The sequence below is a fragment of the Thermogutta hypogea genome (assembly GCF_055386265.1).
In genome coordinates, this window is the sequence record NZ_AP042425.1 from 576,228 (window position 1) to 594,803 (window position 18,576).

Here is an 18,576-nt window from a genome sequence, read left to right on the forward strand (position 1 = left end):
GGTCGCGCAGACGAACCTGGCGTCGGGCTGGAGCGAACGAACGGAAAAACGATCGATTGATTGCGGCAATGCCGGGCGCGGTCTAAGATGGATGAAAATGAGTGAGCGTTGCGAGCGTTTGTTGCCGGCGTCGGCCGGTTCCCGCGTAATAATGCCGTTCGCAGCGTCCCGCCCGCGTCGTCCAGCCTTGCGTGATTGATTCGGCGAAAGCTCGCACCTCCCGTTTTTTTGTGTTTGCGTGGTGGGTGCGGTCGGCTGCCGAACCGTGTCGGGCTTCGCATGGCGATGGGATTTCGCCCATCGCACATGAATGAAGCAGTCGAGATCGCCTCGCCCCGGCCCGGGCATGGTTTTGTGCGGCGACATTCCGTGGCGTAACCGGATTTTGCCCCGTGCCGGAAATGAGGGGGGCGACGGCATGTTGGCGCGTTGCTTCGGCATGGTTCAAGTTGGTGGTTCCCTACAACAGGAAGGAGAGTCCTACCGTGAAGAAAGTAAGCATCTTTGCAGCAGCTTTGTTGGCGACCGGATTGATGACGGCGACGGCCGGGGCGGAAGATGGATGGATTTCCATTCCCGTCAAGCCCGGGTTGGACGGTTGGAAATTCAAGGGAGATGCCGAAAAGAGCAAGTGGAAGGCCGGCACGGCCGCCGTCGATCCCGCCAATCCCGCGGCATTGGTTTGCAAGGAGGGTGGGGCCGAATTGGTGAACGTGGAAGGGCACGGCGTGGACATCTACACCGATCAGACTTTCGGTGATGCCGTGATCGAACTGGAAGTCATGGTGCCCAAAGGCTCCAACTCCGGCGTCTACGTGATGGGCGAATACGAGATTCAGGTCTTGGACAGCTACGGAAAGACCCAATTGGGAATGGGCGACATGGGCGCCGTCTACAGCATGGCCGTGCCCAAGGTCAATGCCTCCAAGCAGCCCGGCGAATGGCAGAAATACCATATCGAGTACCGCGCCCCGAAATTCGATGCGGAGGGAAAGAAGATCGCCAACGGTATGTTGGTCAAGGTCGTCTTGAACGGCCAGGTGCTGCATGAGAACCTGGAGCTGACGAGCCAAACGCCGGGCGGAGTGACGGGCAAGGAAGTGCCGCGCGGACCGCTCATGTTTCAAGGGGATCACGGCCCCGTGGCGTATCGAAACATCCGCATCAAGCCGCTGAACTAAACCGGCGGCCTGGGAAGGGCCTGCGACCGCGATCGGGCGGTCCTTGCGGCTCGCCGAACATCGGGCAACGAAGGCTCTAATCCAGCACAAAGGGCGAATCCGCCATGTCTTCATGGCGGATTTCGTCCACCTTTTCTTTCTTGCCCCAACCGGCGTAGAGCCGGTTCGGAGCGTTGAAGACCAGACCCGGGACGTTGCCGATGTTCTTATAGGCATGCACAACCCCGGGCGGAATTACGGCCAGGGTGGGGTGCGACGCGCCGACCACGGCGACTTGACGGCAGCCATAAGTCGGGCTTGCCGGTCGGGCGTCCCAAACATACAGCTTGAAGTCCCCCGGCCCGAAAAACGCGAAAACGTCGGTCTGATCCGCGTGTTCGTGCGGGCCTCTGGCGACGCCGGGAAGCGTTTCGCTCACGTATGCCATGACGGGGTGAATTTGCGGGGCCAGCTCATCGTGGCGAAACAATTCGATCAGCCAGCCCCTGGCATCGCTGAATCGACGGAGAGGACGCAACACGACGTCGTGGATGGCCGCATCTCGATAAATCATGGCAATCGTCGAAGGATGCTCGGAATTCGCTCAGGCAACCGCACGCGCACGGAACCTACGAACCGTGGGCGGGGCTGACGGGGGAGATCGGAACGGAAATCGCCGGCATAGCCTATCCCGCGGCGTGTGCCGAGTCCTCGGCTTCATCCGCTTTCATCGGTTCGGCATGCGTGGCCGCCGGGCGCTTTTCGTAGCCGAGATTGCGGAGTACCTCGAGGATTTCACTGCAAGTGGGAAACATCCGCCCGCTGGCACGCTTGTAGGCTTCCAATGCCCGCATGAACTCGACTTCGTCGGCCGAATAATCCCGTTCGCAAGTCGTGGGGTCGATTTGGCGTCTGCGGGGTACTTTGGCGCGTCGCTCCAGCTTCCGTCGTTCGACGGCCACGGGAACTTGCTTTTGCCTACGATCCTGGTTCGTTCGTCGGTCGCCGCCGGCACGGCGATCCAAGGTGACGATCGCGTCGCCATGAGGCGCGGAATGCTCCTCGGTGCCCGCTGCAACCGATGACTTGACGCCCGCCGATTTGGATCGGGGCTTTTCCTGCCGAGCGCGCATGAAGACGGGCGTAGCCGGTCGCGATTGCCGGTTTTTGCGCGGCGTAGAGTCTTCGGCGGCTTGCTGTTTTTGATGCGACTTCGAGGCGGTTTTCTTTTCGCGAGCCACGTCGTTGATCTCCTTCCCTTGCGAAGTTGCGGCAGACCTTGATCCCAATGGCACCCATCGCACACCCGCTGCATCGCCGGAGGCGCCGCGGCAACTTCGGTCCTTCGCCGCGGAAGTATTCGGCACAGGTATCGCCGTGGCGCCGGAGGCGCGAGGCACACTCGGAGAGCCACGATTTCGGACTATCTTCCCCGCGGTCGGTTGGAGCGCGCGGTCCGGTGGCACAACCGAAAACGCTCCGGCCTGCGACGATGGTCGCCTAGGTGGGAAACGGGTGCGTTAAGCGATATCGAATGGCCAATCTAGGTAAACTAAATGGCCAAGAAAGTATAACACACGTTTTGAGCTGGGAGACGGAAGAATCCGGAAAACTTTCCCCAGAGCGAACAGCTTGCCAAAGAAACTTCCCGTAGAGATATCTCTCCAAAGGGGGGGTGAGTGGTCTGGCGACCAGGTGCGAATGCCAGGATCGCGGATTGCGGAGTTGATAGGAAGGTTCGACGCCGGCGAGCGCAGGGATCTCGCACGGCGGCCTGGAAAAGAATGAGCGAATCCGCCGCGGATTTACTCGCCTTCTCGACGAATCCCTAAAGACTCCGTCACTTCGTGGAAGATTTCCCGCAGTTCCTTCGGCGACACGTCTTGCAGTTGCCTTCCCCGTTTGTCCAGGGATTCGTTCACCTTGATCGCCGTCTCTTGCATGATGGCGTGCGTATCTTGGCTGCCGCCCCAAAGGACGAAGTTCTTTCCCCGCGTGATTCGCGTCTGTCCGTCGTCTCCATCCAATCCGACGCCGAGGATGCCGGTTATTTTCGGCTTGCGTTTTCGTGGCTGGTGGTTCGATGGTTCCTCGCGGTTTTTCGCCAAGGTACACCTCGCCAATGACGGGTTAAGTCCTTCGGAAAAGGTTTTTCAAGACGTTGGCGGCTGCCGAATCCGAACTGGCGGGCTGCGGCTTCTTGAATTTCCCCGATTCGTCCTTCTTTTTCTGGTCGGACGAAGTAGCGGTCGCCTGATCATCGTCGCTGAAAATGCTGGCGAGTGCCTTGCGAGTTTCGGGGTCGACGGGCTTTTCGGGCGTATCGTGCGGCGGTTTGGTGTCCGTCAGGGAAGCTTGGCGAGCACTTTGGGGCGGCAATTCGATGGTCTTGGTTTCGGCGTGGGCTTCCGCCCCTTGGGATTCATTCTCCAGCCAAGAGTCGACGTCGAAGTCGGTGGAGGCGGCCTGAGCCGCGGTTCGCGTCACGGCCTCCATGACGGATTCGACTTTCGGCTTGGAGGGTTTGGCCGGAGCCGCCGCCGTTCGCACCGTGAATTCGAGCACACCGACCGTGAGCGTGTCCCCGTCTTTGAGCGTAATTTCACCCCGGACGCGCTGACCATTCACATACGTGCCATTCTTGGACCCAAAGTCGCGAACGGCCACGTAATCACCCTCCACGATGATCACACAGTGGTGCCTACTGACCAATTCGCTGGCGGGGCGAAGCTGACAATCCTCGGCCCGTCCGATGAAAAACTTCGGTCCTGTTACCGGAATGGCTTTACCGGCAAATTTCCCGTTCGCGACGACAAGTTTAACATCCATCGCCTAACACCTTCGCTTATGTCAAGGGCAATGCGGAAATCTCCGCATGGAACCGACAGCCGACCTGGAAGTCGTTCAAAAGAGAACGAACCCCCAAGGCCGTCCCAACGTCCGATGATGCCGGTTACCTGCCCCAAACGATCGGGAAAATAATGCCTTCCGCCGTTCCGATTTGCCCATCCTGCCGAGCAATTCCACCATGGGTGCGACTCGAGGTCGGCATCCGAGGTGGTCGGGCGACCGTCCGGATCGTGTCGCGCCCGATAATCAGCGTTGATATCACCTGTCCAGATGCATCGTACCAAAGAGGGAGTCGGCAGTCAAAGCCTGATCCCTTGTCGCCCCTCGATATTTTCCTCTTTTCCCAGACTACGAGTCTATCTCCCTTGATTGGTGGGGTGCCATGCATCTTGGGTATGATTCCTGTGGCATCCCGCCTCACGAAGTCTCGATCGCTTACGCTACCTCGAAGAGGCAATGCCTCCGAAAAGAGGTCGGGGAAAAAAGCCGCCCCGCCTGCGTTTTCTTCAGCCGCGCGGCCTGCCGCTCAAGTTACCTGCTCCCTCAGTCCTACGATAGCGGACGTTGGAGCGTTCAAGATCACTCCGACGGGTTTTCCAGGTACGTGTAGCCTTCCAAACCCGATTCGTAGAACCGCAGCAACCTGCCCGCTTGCCGGTCGTCGATACGTCCCTTGCGAATCGCGTCTTCGAGGCTGCTTCTCAGGCGGACGACCAGGCTGTTGGGATCGAACTCGACGTAGGAAAGGACCTCTCGGACCGAGTCGCCGTTGATGACGGTTTCCACGACGACGTCGCCGTCCTCATCCAAATCCACGTGAACGGCGTTGGTATCGCCGAAGAGGTTGTGCAGGTCGCCGAGGATCTCTTGGTAGGCGCCCACCAGAAAAACCCCCAGAAAATACGGTTCCCCGCGAAATTCGTGCAGCGTCAAGGTACGTTTCACGTCATGGCGATCGATGAACCGGTCGATCTTGCCGTCGGAATCGCAGGTGATGTCGGCCAGGATCGCTTGGTGAGTGGGCTGTTCGGTCAACCGGTGGATAGGCATGATCGGGAAGAGTTGCTTGATGGCCCAACTGTCGGGCAGCGACTGGAACAGCGAGAAATTGCAGAAGTAGGTTTCGCTTAAGAGCGAGTCGAGGACCTCCAACTCTTCGGGAACATACTCCAGTTGATGCATCATGCGGTGAATCTTGCGACAGATCGCCCAATAGAGATTTTCGGCGAAGGCCCGCTGTTCCAACGACATGTAGCCGTTATTGAACAGCGTGATGCTGTTTTCCATAGCCTCCTGGGCATCATGGAAACTTTCCAAGAGGTTGCGGACGTTCAAGGAATCGTACGTCTGCCGGAGATCGTGGAGGGGTTGTTCGGCGTCTTCGGCAATAGCCTCGGGAAGGCCGTTCTCGCCGCGGTCCGCTACTCCCAAGACGTTGAAGATGAGAACGCTGTTGTAGGAAACGACCGCGCGGCCGCTTTCGGAAAAGATCGTGGGGTGCGGAACGTCGGTATCGTCGCAGACCGTCTGAATGTGATAGACGACGTCGTTGGCGTACTCTTGGAGGGTGTAGTTGACGCTGGACTCGAACGTCGTCTGGGAGCCGTCGTAATCGACGCCCAGCCCGCCGCCGACGTCGAGATATTCCAGCCCGGCCCCTTGCCGATACAGATCGGCATAGACGCGCGCGCCTTCGGTGAGGGCCCCTTTGATATGGCGAATGTTGGTGATTTGACTCCCCAGGTGGAAATGGAGGAGTTTGAAGCAGTCCGCCATATCATGCTCCTTGAGGAGCTGAAGTGCGCGGAGGATCTCGCTTACGGTCAGACCGAACTTGGATCGATAGCCGCCCGAGGACTGCCATCTTCCGGATCCGGTAGCCGCCAACTTGACCCGCACGCCGATATTCGGCCGGACGCCGACCTCCTTGGCGAAGTGCAAGATGAGTTCCAGGTCCGTGAATTTCTCGACCACCAGGAAGATGTTGCGGCCCATCTTTTGGGCCAGCATGGCGGTCTCGATGAAGCGGGCATCTTTGAAGCCGTTACAGACGATGGGGGTCTCGTTATCGGCCAGGGCGATGACCGCCAAAAGCTCGGGCTTGCTCCCGGCTTCCAAACCGAATTGGTAGCTGGAGCCGTATCGGAGGATCTCCTCCACGACCTGCCGCTGCTGATTGACCTTGATGGGGTAGACCAGATGGTAGCGGCCGCGGTAGTCGTGTTCGGCGATGGCCTGCGTGAAGGCCTCTTTCAGGTCGCGGAGCCGATGTTTCAATATCCCGCCGAATCGCAGGAGGACCGGCGTCTGAATGCCGCGGACGATCAACCGATCCAGAAGGTGCTTCAAATCGATAGCGCGCTGCGGATCTTTTTCCGGGTGAACGCAAACGTGTCCCGCTTGGTTTACGGAGAAGTATCCTTTCCCCCAACTGGCGACTTCGTATAACTCCTCGGCGTCGGCAACGGACCAGCGACGCGCCTGCAACTCGATTTGGAGCATGGACTTTCACCCCCTTTTCTTGTTCGATGGTGGAAGTGCGCCGGGGAGAAATCCCCCGCATGGTCGTGCCCTTTGCCGGACCGCGGCTTAAATCGTCCCTGCGGAATGGAGTACCGCGCGAATTCGCTTTGCCGTTTCCGGGAATCGAGCAGCGGCGGATTCGTCAAGCGGGGAACGAAGGAATCATTATCGTATGGTATTCCTTTTCCGCCGGCTGAAAAGGGGGCAAAAGCCGATAAACCACGAGAGCCGTCGGCGGGCGATCGGGTTCCCGGATATTTTCCTCCTCCGCAGCGCGAGTAATTGCCGGGCCGAGTCACACACGAACGTCCTTCCAGCCGCCGTGCCGTACCCGCCAAACCATCAAGACGGCCCGCACGTACAAGTCCGTCACCATGGCGTACCAAGCGCCGACCACCCCCAAGCCCAAGCCTGTGATCCTGGCACCCAACAGCGGCACATGGAGCGCTTCCAGGGCCAACCAGTGGGCGGCGGGTACTCGAATTCCCAGTAGGCCGATCAGGCTGAAGGCGAGCGGCCATCGTGTATCTCCCGCCCCGCGGAGCGCACCGCTGAGTACGATCACCAGCGTCAGGGGCGGCATGGCCAGGGCGATCGTCCGTAACAGCGGTGCCGCCGCGAACGCGATCTCTTTTTGGTGCGGTCCAAGCAAGAGGGATGCCAAAGCCACCGGGCGAAAGTAGAACAACAACCCGGCCAGGCTCATGAAGACCCCGCCGATCAGGCACGCCGCCCACACGGAGCGTTCGGCCTTGGTTTTCAGGCCGGCGCCCAGGTATTGGCCGGCCATCGTCGCGGCTGCCACCTGAAATGCCGCGGCCGGAATGAAAGCCAGCGACTCCACGCGAATCGCAATGCCGTGCGCGGCAGCCGCCCGATCCCCGAGCATGTTGATCACGCTTAGAAACCACAATTGGCTGCCTACAACGGACATGGTGTCCAAGCCGCCCGGGATGCCGATGCGGAGTATCCGCCGCATCAACCGCAAGTTGGGCCGAAAGCCGTGGACGTTCAATCGCAAACCATGGACTCCTCGCCATAACATCCAACCCACGGCCAGCCCGCCGACCGTATAGCCGCAAGCGGTTCCGAACGCGATGCCGTCCCAGCCCCATCGCGGCAGCGGTCCTAGGCCGAGGCAGAACGCCCAACTAACGCTGATGTTCACTAGGTTGACCAACAGCATGACGACCAGGCCTTGGACCATGGCGCCGGCGCCCCGCAGGCAGGAAATCCCGACTGCGTTGATCATCACCATGGGCATGACGGGCATGATGTAGTACAAGTATCGAACGGAGCTTTCCGCGGACGGTCCCTTGAGCTGCAAGATACCCACCAGGGGTTCCGCGAAAACCAAACCGAAAGCGGCTCCGGCGACCGCCAGGAGCATCCCGATGAGAAACGACTGCTGGATGGCACGCTGCGCCACGGCGGGTTTTCTGGCGCCCACGTAGCGGGCGACGAGCGCCGCTGCTCCGGTCGCGACCACGCTGAATATCGCGTAGAACAACCAGAGCAGATAAGCCATCAGGTTGATGGCCGCCAAATGACGCTCCTCCAGGAAATAGCCCGTCAGCGCCGTATCGGAAAGCCCGACCAGCATTGCGAGCAATTGCTCGGCAAGCACGGGCCAAGCCAGACGGAGCAGCGGCCGAACTACCCCCGGTTCATCAATCCAGTCATTCCTCAAGTCGGCCATGCATATCTCGAATGTCGCGGACTACGGTCCATCAGCGGTTGTGAGGGTCGGTTTGGTGGTGGTCGGCACGGCAGGCTCCCAACGTGGCGACAACGAGCTTTTTCCGACACCGTGCGCGAGGATCATCGCGCCGCGAGATCGGGAAGCCTTCCGGGGTGCTTCATGCGGAGAAGTCTCCGGCCGGTATTTCGTCCAAGCTTGCGTCCCCGTCCTGCCTGTGCCTCTGCTGCGAGCGATCCAAAAAGCATAAGTATAACGCAGAATTCGCCCCGTGAGTTCGCCGCGAGCGCGCGAGCGGCGAGGCACTTTGGTGGATGACCGCGAGGCGGCGGGCGACTCTGAGCGGATGTAGGGCTACCCTTCGGGGGTTGAAGAAAGAGTTCGGCTATAGTTTGCCAAGGCCGCCTCGAACGCCCGGTACGCCGTCTCGCCGAAAAGGACGAATCGCACCAACTCCGGTGCCCCGTGGTTCCGCAGAAACTCTCCCACCGTCTCGACGGCGACCGCCGCGGCTTGCGGCAGGGGGTACCCGTAAGCACCTGCGCTCAAGGCGGGAAAGGCCACGCTTCGGCATTCGTGTTCCCGGGCCAATTCCAGGGAGCGACGGTAAGCCGACGCCAACAATTCGGCTTCCCTCGATCGGCCGTCCCGGTAGATCGGGCCCACGGCGTGGATGACGTAGCGGGCGGGGAGATTTCCCGCTGACGAAATGACGGCGGAGCCGGTCGGGCACCCATCCGGGTAAAGCTTGCGCGTCTCTTCCATAATTTGAGGCCCGCCGCGGCGATGGATGGCGCCGTCCACGCCGCCCCCGCCGGCTAAGCGGCTGTTCGCCGCGTTGACCACGGCATCCGTCGTCTGGTCGGTGATATCTCCTTGCGCAAGCTCGATGATGCACTTGCCGATCTTTACCTTCATACGAGCCGATCCTCCTCTCAGTACCCGCATGGATCGAGTTCGCAAGCACGGACACCTCACGGGGGAATCGCGAGTGTCGAACGGGCGGCCGCGTGTGGTACCCTCTCCGTCATTTGGCGGCATGCGTGTGCGGTTTGTCTTCGGGGACCCCGGCGAGGACCCATTCGCCGCGATGGACGCCTTTCAGGCCCTTCAGACGTGCCACCAGCTCTCGGATTCGCGAAGCCGGTCCGCGGAGCACGACGACCTCGAGGCACAGGTCATGGGTCAGATGGACGTGCATGGTCGAGACGACGACGTCGTGATGCTCGTGCTGCAACTCCGCCAACTGATCGCGGAGCTGCTCGCGATGGTGGTCGTACAGGAGGGTGAGCGTTCCGGCGACGTCGCGGCTGTCATCCAACCAGGCACGGCGAGTCAGCATCTCTCGCATGAGCTGGCGCACCGCCTCGCTTCGCGTGGCGAAGTGCTCTTTCCGGCAGAAGCGATCGAACCGCTCGAATAGATCGCTTTCCACCGAAACCGAGAAACGAACGATTTCCGACACGGCCGGACCTCCCATGTGACGGCTTGGATAGCGGTGCTATCGGCGTCCCAACGGCGGCACGATCGGTCACATTCCGCACGGATCGACCTTCCCGCCCCACTACGACGCGGACAGCTCGGCCATGACTTCGTCGGGGATGTTGAAATTCGAGGAAACGTTTTGCACGTCGTCGTGCTCGTCCAACTCTTCCATCAGTTTGAGGACCTTCCTGGCGGTGTCGGCGTCGAGATCGACGTAATCCTTGGCGATGCGAGTAATCTCGGCGGATTCGCAGGGAATTTCCGCGGCCGTCAGGGCATCGTTCAGGGCGGCGAACGCGGCGGGGTCGCAGGTGACGACGAAGCGTTCACCTTCTTGCTTGACGTCTTCGGCGCCCGCCTCCAGGGCCGTCTCCATCAGCTTTTCCTCGGAGACCTTGTCCGCTGCGATGAGAAACAGCCCCTTCGTATCGAACATCCAGGCCACGCAACCGGCTGAGCCGAGCTTGCCGCCGTGCAAATCGAAGCATTTGCGAATTTCGGCCGTGGTGCGATTGCGGTTGTCCGTGAGAACGTCGCAAAGGATGGCCACGCCGTTGGGGCCGTAACCCTCGTAGACCACCTCTTCCAAAGCGGCGCCTTCGATTTCTCCGGTACCGCGTTTCACGGCCCGAGCAATGTTATCTTTGGGCATACCGGCGGCCTTGGCCGCGTCGATGGCGACTCGCAGCCGGGCGTTGAAGTTGGGGTCGCCGCCACCCGTCCGCGCCGCCACGATGATAGCCTTGGAGAGCTTGCTCCAAATCTTCCCGCGTTTGGCGTCCACCGCCGCCTTTTTGTGTTTAATGCCGGCCCAGTGTGAATGACCCGCCATTTCGACTCATCCTTAAATTCTTTGACACAGCTTGGAATGAATTTCGTCCGAAACCGAATATCGCGGCCAGGGGCGTGCGTCCTTCAAATACCGATCGGGTGCACGTATGAGGCGTCTGCCGACCGTCGACTTCGCGTCGGGCACGAATCCAACCGTTAATATAGCAGAAATCGGTTCCGCCGGTGATGACCGGCGGCGTTGCCGGCCGACGGCCGAGCCGTTGCGGCGGCGAAGACGTGCACCCAAATCGGAACCGGTTCGCCGTCAGGTTCGGTAATCGGCGTTCAATCGTACGTATTCGGGAGTCAGATCCGTGGTCCAAAACCGCCCGGTCGCATTTCCTTCCTCAAAGACGAGCTTGATGTGCGTGTCCTTTTCCGCACGGATGGATGCCGAGACCTCGGCGTCGTTGAAATCCACGGGAGACCCGGCGCGATACAGGAGGTGGCCGTTGATAAAAAGATCCACCTTCATAGGATCGAAATTCACGCCGGCGTAACCCGCGGCCGAGATGATTCGTCCCCAGTTCGGGTCCGCTCCGTGAACCGCCGCTTTGACGAGAGGACTGTTGGCGATGGACCGTGCGATCCGCAACGCATCTTCTCGGGTGCGACAGCCTTCCACCTCGATGATGACGAGGTGGGTCGCTCCCTCGCCGTCGGCGGGGATCATCCGCGCCAATTCTCCGCACAATTCGTGTAGTTCGCGGGTGAACTCCTCCAGAAGGTCCCCGGTCAGGGGAGGTCCGCCGGAAGCTGCGTTCGCCAGCAACAGTACCGTGTCGTTGGTGCTCATGTGGCCGTCCACGTTGATGCAATTGAACGTGTCGTCCACGACCTCGCGCAGGATGCGTTGGGCGGTCTGGGGATCGAGGGCGGCGTCGGTAAAGATGACTCCCAGCATGGTGGCCAGGTTGGGGCCCATCATGGCCGCTCCCTTGACCATCCCGGTGATTTGCACCTCGCGCCGCGCCAGGGAGATAGTTCGCCCGGCCAATTTGTAGACGGTGTCCGTGGTCATCATGCCGCGGGCCGCCAGGATCAACGCCTCTTCATCATTTCCCAGCCGCGCGGAGGCCAATTCGATGCCGTGGGCGATTTTGTCCATCGGCAGATAGACGCCGATCACCCCCGTGGACATCACGAGCACTTGATCCTCTTCCACGCCGACGGCGCGGGCGGCGAGACGGGCCATTTGCCGGGCATCCTCCATTCCCCGATCGCCGGTGCATGCGTTGGCGTTGCCGGAGTTGATCACCACCACCCGGATCCGGTCGCTCGGCGTCCGTTCGCGATCCAATCGGACGGGAGCGGCGCAGACCAGATTCTGCGTGTACACGCCCGCCGCCGAGGCGTTGGATTCCGAGACGATGAGCGTCAAATCCGGCTTGCGGAGATCCCGCTTCAGACCGCAATGCACGCCGGAAACGAGATATCCCTTGGGTACGCGAACCGACATGGCCATTCTCTCCTCGACATGCCGCGGCGGGCGCGGTGGGAAATTGGATTCGAAACGGGAAACACGGCTCATAAGGCCGTCGTTTCCGGATATCCGAACATCAGGTTGAAGTTTTGGACGGCGGCCCCCGCCGCGCCCTTGATTAGATTGTCGATGCAACTGATGGTGACGACTCGCCCTCGCACGACGCGAGCCGTGAGGTGGCAATAATTGGTGCCCATGGTATCCTTCGTGCCCGGCAAATGATCCACGACCTGCACGAACGGCTCGTCCTTGTAGAATTCGCGGAGACAGTCCAAAATCGCCTCTTCCGTTGCGTTCCCTTGCGGTCGCGAGTAGGTCGTACTGAGGATGCCGCGATCCATGGGGATCAGATGGGGCGTGAAAATGATCGAGGTGGACCGCCCGCCGAATTCGGTGAGAATCCGGTCGATCTCCGGCACGTGGCGATGCCGGCCGACGCCGTAGGCGGAAACACTTTCGTTGCACTCCGGGAAATGCGTCGTCAATTTTGGAGATCGTCCCGCGCCCGAAACCCCGCTCTTGGAGTCCACCACGATGTCCTGGGCGGAGATCAACCCCGCCCTCAGCAGCGGGCTGAGGGCCAAAATGACCGAAGTCGGGTAGCAGCCGGGATTGGCCACCAAGTCCGCCCCGGTGATCCGCTCGCGGAAAAGTTCCGGCAATCCGTAGGGCACCACACCCAAGCGAGCGGGATCCGGGTGCTTGTGCCCGTACCACTCCTCATACACATCCGCCGAAGCCAGGCGATAGTCGGCTGAAAAATCGACTACGCGGGCCCCTCCCTTCAATACCTCGGGAATGACTTCGGCCGACGCTCCGTGCGGCAGGCAACCGAAAACGCATTCCGCCCGGGCGGCAAGCTCGGCCGGGCTGAAATTCTGAAGCGGCAAATCCAGCTTTCCGATCAGTGACGGGTGAATGGACGAAATGGGCGACGTCTCCTGACGGCTCGTGACCGCCACGATCTCGACGTGCGGATGCCGCAATAGGATTTTGATCAATTCGAGGGCCGTGTAGCCGGTGGCCCCCATGACTGCGACGCGTGTTGGCATCTTTCGCTTCTCGGTTTTCTCGGAATCCGGAAGTCCGACACTCCTTGGAATCTTGACCGGGGGTTACGGCGGCCCTGAGCTGTCAATTACCGGACGGACGCTTTCCCGGCAGCAATAACCGGCGGGAACGTTCTGCCCAGGACCTTGCCCTCCATGCAGATTACCGATTACGGACTCCGCCGGTTGAGGGGTTTGTATCGACCCCAGGCGATGGTTGATGGAAACGCAGATTCGTTGCGCCCCCTTGGTTTGGGACCTTACATGGATCAACCTTGAAATATACGACGGCTTTCCCGTTTACCACAAGGGGCGATCGATAAGGGGCGATCGATCCGGGCGGATCGTGGTTAACGCCAGTGTCGCCCGTCAAGCCCTCCGAAGTCAAACAGCCGATCAGCCGAACCAGGACGGTTATTACCGACGAACCCAAACATGTTGGACGAACAAGAGAAAGAGCTTTTGCGGACGTGGGACCGCACCGTTTACTGGCACGCTTTCACCCAGATGGCGGAGTACGAACCGCTGATTATTGAGCGAGCCGAGGGTTGCCGCCTCTGGGACATCGATGGGCGCGAATACATCGACGGAGTGGCCAGCCTCTGGTGCAATGTTCACGGGCATCGCCACCCGGTCTTGGACGCGGCGCTGCGCGAACAGGCCGAAAAGGTGGCTCATGTTACCTCGCTAGGGTGCTCGAACCCAGCCGCCATCCGGCTGGCGAAGCGGTTAATCGATTTGGCGCCGGCCGGTTTGAATCACGTGTTCTTTTCCGACAGCGGAGCGACTGCCGTTGAAGTAGCGATCAAGATCGCGCTGCAATTCTGGCGGCAATGCTCCGATCCTCGACCTCGCAAGACGCTGTATGCGGCGCTCGGCGACGCCTACCATGGAGATACGTTGGGGGCGGTCAGTGTGGGGGGGGTGGATCGTTTCAACGCCGTCTTCCAGCCCTTGCTCTTCGAGGTCCGCCGCCTGCCCTGCCCGGACACCTATCGCACGCCGCCCCAGTGCGCGTCGCGCGATCTCACCGATTTCTATTTGTCGCAAGCGGAAGAGCTTTTCCGTCGCGAAGGGGACCGGATTGCGGCAATGATCGTAGAGCCGTTGATGCAATGCGCGGCGGGGATGGTTGCCCATCCCCCGGGCTACCTACGAGGAATTCGGGAGCTGACCCGGCGGTACGAGATCCTTTTGATCGCCGACGAAGTCGCGGTGGGTTTCGGGCGGACCGGCACCATGTTCGCCTGCGAGCAAGAGGGTGTGTCTCCGGACTTGCTGTGTCTCGGCAAAGGCATCACGGGCGGATATCTGCCGGTGGCCGCAACCCTCACGACCGACACTGTTTACGAAGCTTTTCTAGGGGACTACGCGTCGCTTCGCACGTTTTTCCACGGGCACACGTACGGAGGCAATCCGTTGGGGTGTGCCGTGGCTTTGGCGAACCTCCGGGTCTTCGAGGAGGAAAAGACGCTGGAAGGCCTGCCCGCGAAGATCGCACGCTTGGAAGAGCGATTGGCACGAATCGCAGAGCGGCCTCACGTGGGAAGTGTCCGGCAAAGGGGCCTGATCGCCGGCGTGGAATTGGTTCGCGATCGGGGAACCCGGGAGCCGTATCCGTGGACGGAACGCCGCGGCTGGAGCGTGTGCCAAGTCGCGCGAAAGTGCGGCGTATTCTTGCGTCCCTTGGGAGACGTGGTAGTCATCTTTCCGCCGCTGGCGATCTCGCTGGAGGAATTGGATCGCATTTGCGACGCCGTGGAAACAGGCATTCGCCGCGTTACGGAAGAGACGGAATAAGGCTGCGCCGCGCGCGGCAGGTCAACTTAGAAGCAACGGCCGCGCGAAGCGCAGGCCAAGGCTGAGCATGGACCGTCAGCGCCTCACGCCGCACGGTTTTCCAGGCAGTCGGCGGCGGGTTGATCCGCGGAATCCCGACCGACTTTGGGTTGGGTCTTCCAGCGGCGATGAATCCACCAATACTGCTCGGGCGCCGAACGAATAATCGCCTCTAACTCGGAGGTGTACCAGCGGGTGATGTACTCTACCGCCGCGCGGGGGCTGCGATCGGAGAGCGTCCGCGGATCGAGGAGTGCTTGCACACCCATTTCGAATGTCATCGGTCGGTCCAGTCGCTTGACGTACACGACGGCTAGCGGAGCATCGTATTCCAGCGACAGCAAGGCCAGGGCTTTGAACGTCGATGCGGGACGGCCGAAGAAAGGCACGAAGCATCCCTTTCTGCCCGCATCCTGATCCGCCAAGAGGGCCATCGTTCCGCCGCGTTCCAGTGTTTCCTCGATTTGGCGGTGTCCGCCGTTTTTCGGGATGATGAATTGACCGGTAGCTCCCCGAAAACGGTTGAGGAAGCGATCCAGAAATCGGTTGTCCAAAGTGCGAGCGACGGTGTGGGTCGGAAATCCCAACATTCCCAACAAATAGCCACCGATTTCGAAATTACCGAAATGTCCGGTAACGAGGATCACCGGCCGATCCTCTAGGAGTAGCTTGACCAGGGGACGGACCCGATGGAGCCGGATGAATCGCCGCCAATTGGTTTCGTGGATTACACGCGAAGAATGTGCGATTTCGAACACCATCAAGAACAGATGCTCCCACATGCGGCGAATGGTGTGGGCGATCACTTCGGGCGACATGTCGGGAAATGCCGTCCTTAGGTTTTCCTCGGCAACCCGCCTTCGGATGTGCAAGACATCGGCAAACAGCAGGGCCAATCCCTTGGCCACCGACGCAAGCGCCGACAGGGGAATCGCCTGGACGATGAGAATCAACGCCCGAACGATCAGGTACACCAAATAGTCGAAAACCGTCCGCGAGAAGCGCACGGCTGAACCTCCGTGAATCCGAGGCTGGAAGCGATTCCGTCCGATGGAGCGCAATAACACCCCCCCGCCTCCACAGCATAACCTTTGCTCGATGCCGCGGACAAGGGCGGTTTAGCGGTCGCGAGCGGACCGTGCGGCGATCACACGTCGCAAATGCGAATCGCCTTTTCCAGCGATTCCAGCGGGTTGGGATTCTTGGGAACGAACTCCTGCCCGACGAAACCCTTGTACCCCGTCTCGACGATCGCCCGCATCACGGCCGGGTAATAGATTTCCTGGGTTTCGTCGATCTCGTTGCGGCCCGGATTTCCGCCAGTATGGAAGTGGGCGATGTACTGGATGTTCTCGCGGATCGTCCGGATGAGATCGCCTTCCATGATTTGCATGTGATAGATGTCGTACAAGAGTTTCAGGTTTTCGGACCCGACCGCCTTGCACAACCGGGCGCCCCAAGCCGTGTGGTCGCACATGTAATTGGGGTGATTGACCTTGCTATTGAGCAACTCCATGACGAGAACCACTTTGTGCTTTTCCGCCAGGGGAAGCACACGTTTCAGCCCCACGATGCAATTTTGCAGGCCTTGTTCGTCATCCAGACCGGGTTCCCGATTGCCGGAGAAGCAAATCAAGTTGGTCAACCCGGCCTCCGCGACCAGGGGGATCATTTTTTCGTACAGGGCTACCAACTCGTCATGGTTTTCGACCGTGTTGAAACCCTTCTCGATCCGTGCGCCGGAAGAGCACATGGCGCAAGTCAGGCCGTGTTGGAGAACGGTTGCCCAGTCGTTCGGGCCGAGCAGCTCGATCGACTGGATGCCGATTTTCTTGCTGAATTGGCACAATTCCTCGAGTGGAATCTTGCCGTAGCACCAGCGGCTCACGGAATGGCGGATGTTACCCTTCAGTTCCGGCTTGGTTTCTTCGGCAGCCGCGCGGAGACCTCGCAGTCCCGCCGTCGCCGCCACACCGGCCGCCATGGCCCCGATCGCCGTCCGCCGTGAAAGAGACTCTCGCATCTTTTTGACTCCTCTCTCGTCCATTCTCCGCGATCAATAAATCTCAGTGGGGAACTTCCCGCGCCGACCGCCTCGGATTTGTCGCGTCAAAAGGATAGGCACCGTCGTGAAGCCTTGCGAATGCGGTTGCCGCGAGTGCCCCATTTTAACACAGGCGGCGCCCCGAAGCGACAACCGGGTGCGATTTCAAATCGTCCCAAGATCTTGCCGGCGCCACGGAGGATGCGGCTACCGAGTTGCAACCCCGCCTTCGAGTATCCTGAACCTGCCCGAAACTTGCAAAAGAGGGGTTTGGGGAAAGTTTTCCGATTGAATCGACGATAACAAAAGGGCGTGGTCGCAGTATGCCCGGGCTTGGTGTTTGCACGAAGGACCTTCGGAATCGTTATGAGGTCACTTCTTCCCGAAGATTTCCTAGGCATCATCCAAAGCATCCGTGAGGGTGCCGCGGAGATCGCCGGTGCGTTTCTCCGCGGAATCGATGTTGAGGTGCGCATCAAAGAGGCCGACCTAAAAGTTTTGGAGAACGGCAAATTGCCCGCGATGACCGGGGCGGGCCTGGAGGTTTTCCTCGGCACCGGCGACGGAGATCAGGGGGTGGTCTTGTTGGCGCCGCTTCCCAAGGAGGTGCAAGCAAGTTGGCTGGAATCCCCCGACGCCACCGGAGAATCACGCCTCGCTACTTTGGCGCAGGAGCTAAGCGTCTTGCTGTTGCCCGCTGATTGCGCGGGCGAAAAAGCGGAAACGCGATTCCGTGCCGATCTCGCGGCAGCGTCTTCCCGGCTTTCCGTCGGGGAAGCAACGCGGGTCGTGGAGATTCCTTGCGAGGTTATCTCGGGCGAAAAAAGCAGCGCTGTTGACTGGTACTTGATCGGTCCGGTCCCATTCGCAGCCATCGAAGCCGCAGGTCGGCCGGCAGGAAATGCAGCCTCGGATGCCGTCGCCGGTAAACCGCAGGCTGAAACGCCGATTCCCGCGCCAACGGCCGGTCCGGCTCCTCACGTGCCGGAGCCGATCGAACGTCGCTCACCGAGACAGCCTCACGGCCCGAACCCTCGGAGAACAGAGCCGCGCAGCGTCCGTGATTTGCCGCTGATTACACGAAGTCTGCTGCGAATTCGGGTGCCGGTCCAAGTGACTCTTGCCGAGACGCGGCGTCCCTTGAGCGAGGTCCTTCAATTCGCGCCCGGCGTGATCATCCAATTCAACAAATCGTGCGAGGAACCCCTGGAATTGCAAATCAACGGCCGGACGGTCGCCGTGGGGGAGGCGGTCAAGGTCGGCGACAAATTCGGACTTCGTATCACCAAAATGACTCCACCACCGGAGCGATATGTCCGGTTGGCCCCTGCGGCGAAAGTTAAGCCGGTACAGACGCAGTCCTCGTGATCTGTCTTGCGTTGGGCGTTGGGGAGAACGGCGGAGATTGATCCGACTGCGCATCCAAATGTCCCAGGCTTCGCTTGTTGCCTATTTTTTTGGGCGGCTCCAAGGGGCGGCCTTTCTTTTGCAAGCCGGGTGAGCATTTGCCGGGCGCTTTCCATTTCAGCTCCCACTGCGCGGGTCGATCTGCCGCAAGGCTACGGAACTACCCTTAACCGCCGGGAGGCGGTAGGATAGTGGAAATCTGGGGC

At 60.4% G+C, this 18,576-nt stretch carries 16 protein-coding genes; 3 read left to right on the forward strand and 13 right to left on the reverse strand.

Features of this window, described 5'->3' with window-relative positions; translation table 11 throughout:
• Positions 1 to 485: 485 nt before the first annotated feature.
• Positions 486 to 1,181 (forward strand): 3-keto-disaccharide hydrolase, encoded by a 696-nt coding sequence (locus ACZ5B4_RS01925; protein WP_464912754.1) that lies wholly within the window; start codon positions 486 to 488, stop codon positions 1,179 to 1,181.
• Positions 1,182 to 1,257: 76 nt separating this feature from the next.
• Here ACZ5B4_RS01925 and ACZ5B4_RS01930 read toward each other — a convergent pair whose 3' ends face one another.
• The 11 genes from ACZ5B4_RS01930 to argC all read right to left on the reverse strand — a co-directional run bounded on the left by ACZ5B4_RS01930 (position 1,258) and on the right by argC (position 13,083).
• On the reverse strand, positions 1,258 to 1,734 hold the full coding sequence (locus ACZ5B4_RS01930; RefSeq protein ID WP_464912755.1) for a dTDP-4-dehydrorhamnose 3,5-epimerase family protein: 477 nt from the start codon (positions 1,732 to 1,734) through the stop codon (positions 1,258 to 1,260).
• Positions 1,735 to 1,846: 112 nt separating this feature from the next.
• The gene (locus ACZ5B4_RS01935; protein ID WP_464914043.1) at positions 1,847 to 2,185 is read right to left on the reverse strand and encodes a hypothetical protein; all 339 of its coding nucleotides are present in this window, start codon (positions 2,183 to 2,185) and stop codon (positions 1,847 to 1,849) included.
• A 780-nt stretch (positions 2,186 to 2,965) separates the two neighbouring features.
• The gene (locus ACZ5B4_RS01940; RefSeq protein WP_464912756.1) at positions 2,966 to 3,268 is read right to left on the reverse strand and encodes a hypothetical protein; all 303 of its coding nucleotides are present in this window, start codon (positions 3,266 to 3,268) and stop codon (positions 2,966 to 2,968) included.
• A 22-nt stretch (positions 3,269 to 3,290) separates the two neighbouring features.
• A complete protein-coding gene (locus tag ACZ5B4_RS01945) occupies positions 3,291 to 3,989 on the reverse strand; it encodes an FHA domain-containing protein (RefSeq protein ID WP_464912757.1) in 699 nt (232 codons plus the stop codon).
• Positions 3,990 to 4,589: 600 nt separating this feature from the next.
• Positions 4,590 to 6,512 (reverse strand): biosynthetic arginine decarboxylase, encoded by a 1,923-nt coding sequence (speA, locus tag ACZ5B4_RS01950; protein ID WP_464912758.1) that lies wholly within the window; start codon positions 6,510 to 6,512, stop codon positions 4,590 to 4,592.
• A 316-nt stretch (positions 6,513 to 6,828) separates the two neighbouring features.
• On the reverse strand, positions 6,829 to 8,232 hold the full coding sequence (locus ACZ5B4_RS01955) for an MATE family efflux transporter (RefSeq protein WP_464912759.1): 1,404 nt from the start codon (positions 8,230 to 8,232) through the stop codon (positions 6,829 to 6,831).
• A gap of 354 nt (positions 8,233 to 8,586) precedes the next feature.
• Positions 8,587 to 9,150 (reverse strand): O-acetyl-ADP-ribose deacetylase, encoded by a 564-nt coding sequence (locus tag ACZ5B4_RS01960; protein WP_464912760.1) that lies wholly within the window; start codon positions 9,148 to 9,150, stop codon positions 8,587 to 8,589.
• A 109-nt stretch (positions 9,151 to 9,259) separates the two neighbouring features.
• Positions 9,260 to 9,697 (reverse strand): nickel-responsive transcriptional regulator NikR, encoded by a 438-nt coding sequence (nikR, locus tag ACZ5B4_RS01965; RefSeq protein WP_464912761.1) that lies wholly within the window; start codon positions 9,695 to 9,697, stop codon positions 9,260 to 9,262.
• Between the two features lie 99 nt (positions 9,698 to 9,796).
• Positions 9,797 to 10,549 (reverse strand): YebC/PmpR family DNA-binding transcriptional regulator, encoded by a 753-nt coding sequence (locus ACZ5B4_RS01970; RefSeq protein ID WP_464912762.1) that lies wholly within the window; start codon positions 10,547 to 10,549, stop codon positions 9,797 to 9,799.
• A gap of 264 nt (positions 10,550 to 10,813) precedes the next feature.
• Entirely contained in the window at positions 10,814 to 12,007 is a 1,194-nt protein-coding gene (gene argJ / locus ACZ5B4_RS01975; RefSeq protein ID WP_464912763.1) for a bifunctional glutamate N-acetyltransferase/amino-acid acetyltransferase ArgJ, read from the reverse strand.
• A gap of 68 nt (positions 12,008 to 12,075) precedes the next feature.
• Entirely contained in the window at positions 12,076 to 13,083 is a 1,008-nt protein-coding gene (gene argC / locus ACZ5B4_RS01980; RefSeq protein WP_464912764.1) for an N-acetyl-gamma-glutamyl-phosphate reductase, read from the reverse strand.
• 432 nt (positions 13,084 to 13,515) lie between these two features.
• On the opposite strand from argC, the gene bioA reads away from it, so the two are divergent.
• Positions 13,516 to 14,880 (forward strand): adenosylmethionine--8-amino-7-oxononanoate transaminase, encoded by a 1,365-nt coding sequence (gene bioA, locus ACZ5B4_RS01985; RefSeq protein WP_464912765.1) that lies wholly within the window; start codon positions 13,516 to 13,518, stop codon positions 14,878 to 14,880.
• Positions 14,881 to 14,963: 83 nt separating this feature from the next.
• On the opposite strand, the gene ACZ5B4_RS01990 is transcribed toward bioA, so the two are convergent.
• Both ACZ5B4_RS01990 and ACZ5B4_RS01995 read right to left on the reverse strand, forming a co-directional pair.
• Complete coding sequence (locus tag ACZ5B4_RS01990; RefSeq protein WP_464912766.1) at positions 14,964 to 15,926, reverse strand: lysophospholipid acyltransferase family protein; 963 nt, start codon at positions 15,924 to 15,926, stop codon at positions 14,964 to 14,966.
• 140 nt (positions 15,927 to 16,066) lie between these two features.
• The gene (locus ACZ5B4_RS01995; protein ID WP_464912767.1) at positions 16,067 to 16,942 is read right to left on the reverse strand and encodes a hydroxypyruvate isomerase family protein; all 876 of its coding nucleotides are present in this window, start codon (positions 16,940 to 16,942) and stop codon (positions 16,067 to 16,069) included.
• A gap of 387 nt (positions 16,943 to 17,329) precedes the next feature.
• Between ACZ5B4_RS01995 and ACZ5B4_RS02000 the strand changes: the two genes are divergently transcribed.
• Positions 17,330 to 18,331 (forward strand): FliM/FliN family flagellar motor switch protein, encoded by a 1,002-nt coding sequence (locus ACZ5B4_RS02000; RefSeq protein ID WP_464912768.1) that lies wholly within the window; start codon positions 17,330 to 17,332, stop codon positions 18,329 to 18,331.
• Positions 18,332 to 18,576: the final 245 nt, after the last annotated feature.

What these genes read in the sequence shown, in the direction of transcription:
- ACZ5B4_RS01930 (WP_464912755.1), bottom strand. Translation starts at nt 1,734, where the DNA reads ATGATTTATCGAGATGCGGCCATCCACGACGTCGTGTTGCGTCCTCTC.
- ACZ5B4_RS01945 (WP_464912757.1), bottom strand. Translation starts at nt 3,989, where the DNA reads ATGGATGTTAAACTTGTCGTCGCGAACGGGAAATTTGCCGGTAAAGCC.
- speA (WP_464912758.1), bottom strand. Translation starts at nt 6,512, where the DNA reads ATGCTCCAAATCGAGTTGCAGGCGCGTCGCTGGTCCGTTGCCGACGCC.
- ACZ5B4_RS01955 (WP_464912759.1), bottom strand. Translation starts at nt 8,232, where the DNA reads ATGGCCGACTTGAGGAATGACTGGATTGATGAACCGGGGGTAGTTCGG.
- ACZ5B4_RS01960 (WP_464912760.1), bottom strand. Translation starts at nt 9,150, where the DNA reads ATGAAGGTAAAGATCGGCAAGTGCATCATCGAGCTTGCGCAAGGAGAT.
- ACZ5B4_RS01970 (WP_464912762.1), bottom strand. Translation starts at nt 10,549, where the DNA reads ATGGCGGGTCATTCACACTGGGCCGGCATTAAACACAAAAAGGCGGCG.
- argJ (WP_464912763.1), bottom strand. Translation starts at nt 12,007, where the DNA reads ATGTCGGTTCGCGTACCCAAGGGATATCTCGTTTCCGGCGTGCATTGC.
- argC (WP_464912764.1), bottom strand. Translation starts at nt 13,083, where the DNA reads ATGCCAACACGCGTCGCAGTCATGGGGGCCACCGGCTACACGGCCCTC.
- bioA (WP_464912765.1), top strand. Translation starts at nt 13,516, where the DNA reads ATGTTGGACGAACAAGAGAAAGAGCTTTTGCGGACGTGGGACCGCACC.
- ACZ5B4_RS01995 (WP_464912767.1), bottom strand. Translation starts at nt 16,942, where the DNA reads ATGCGAGAGTCTCTTTCACGGCGGACGGCGATCGGGGCCATGGCGGCC.
- ACZ5B4_RS02000 (WP_464912768.1), top strand. Translation starts at nt 17,330, where the DNA reads ATGAGGTCACTTCTTCCCGAAGATTTCCTAGGCATCATCCAAAGCATC.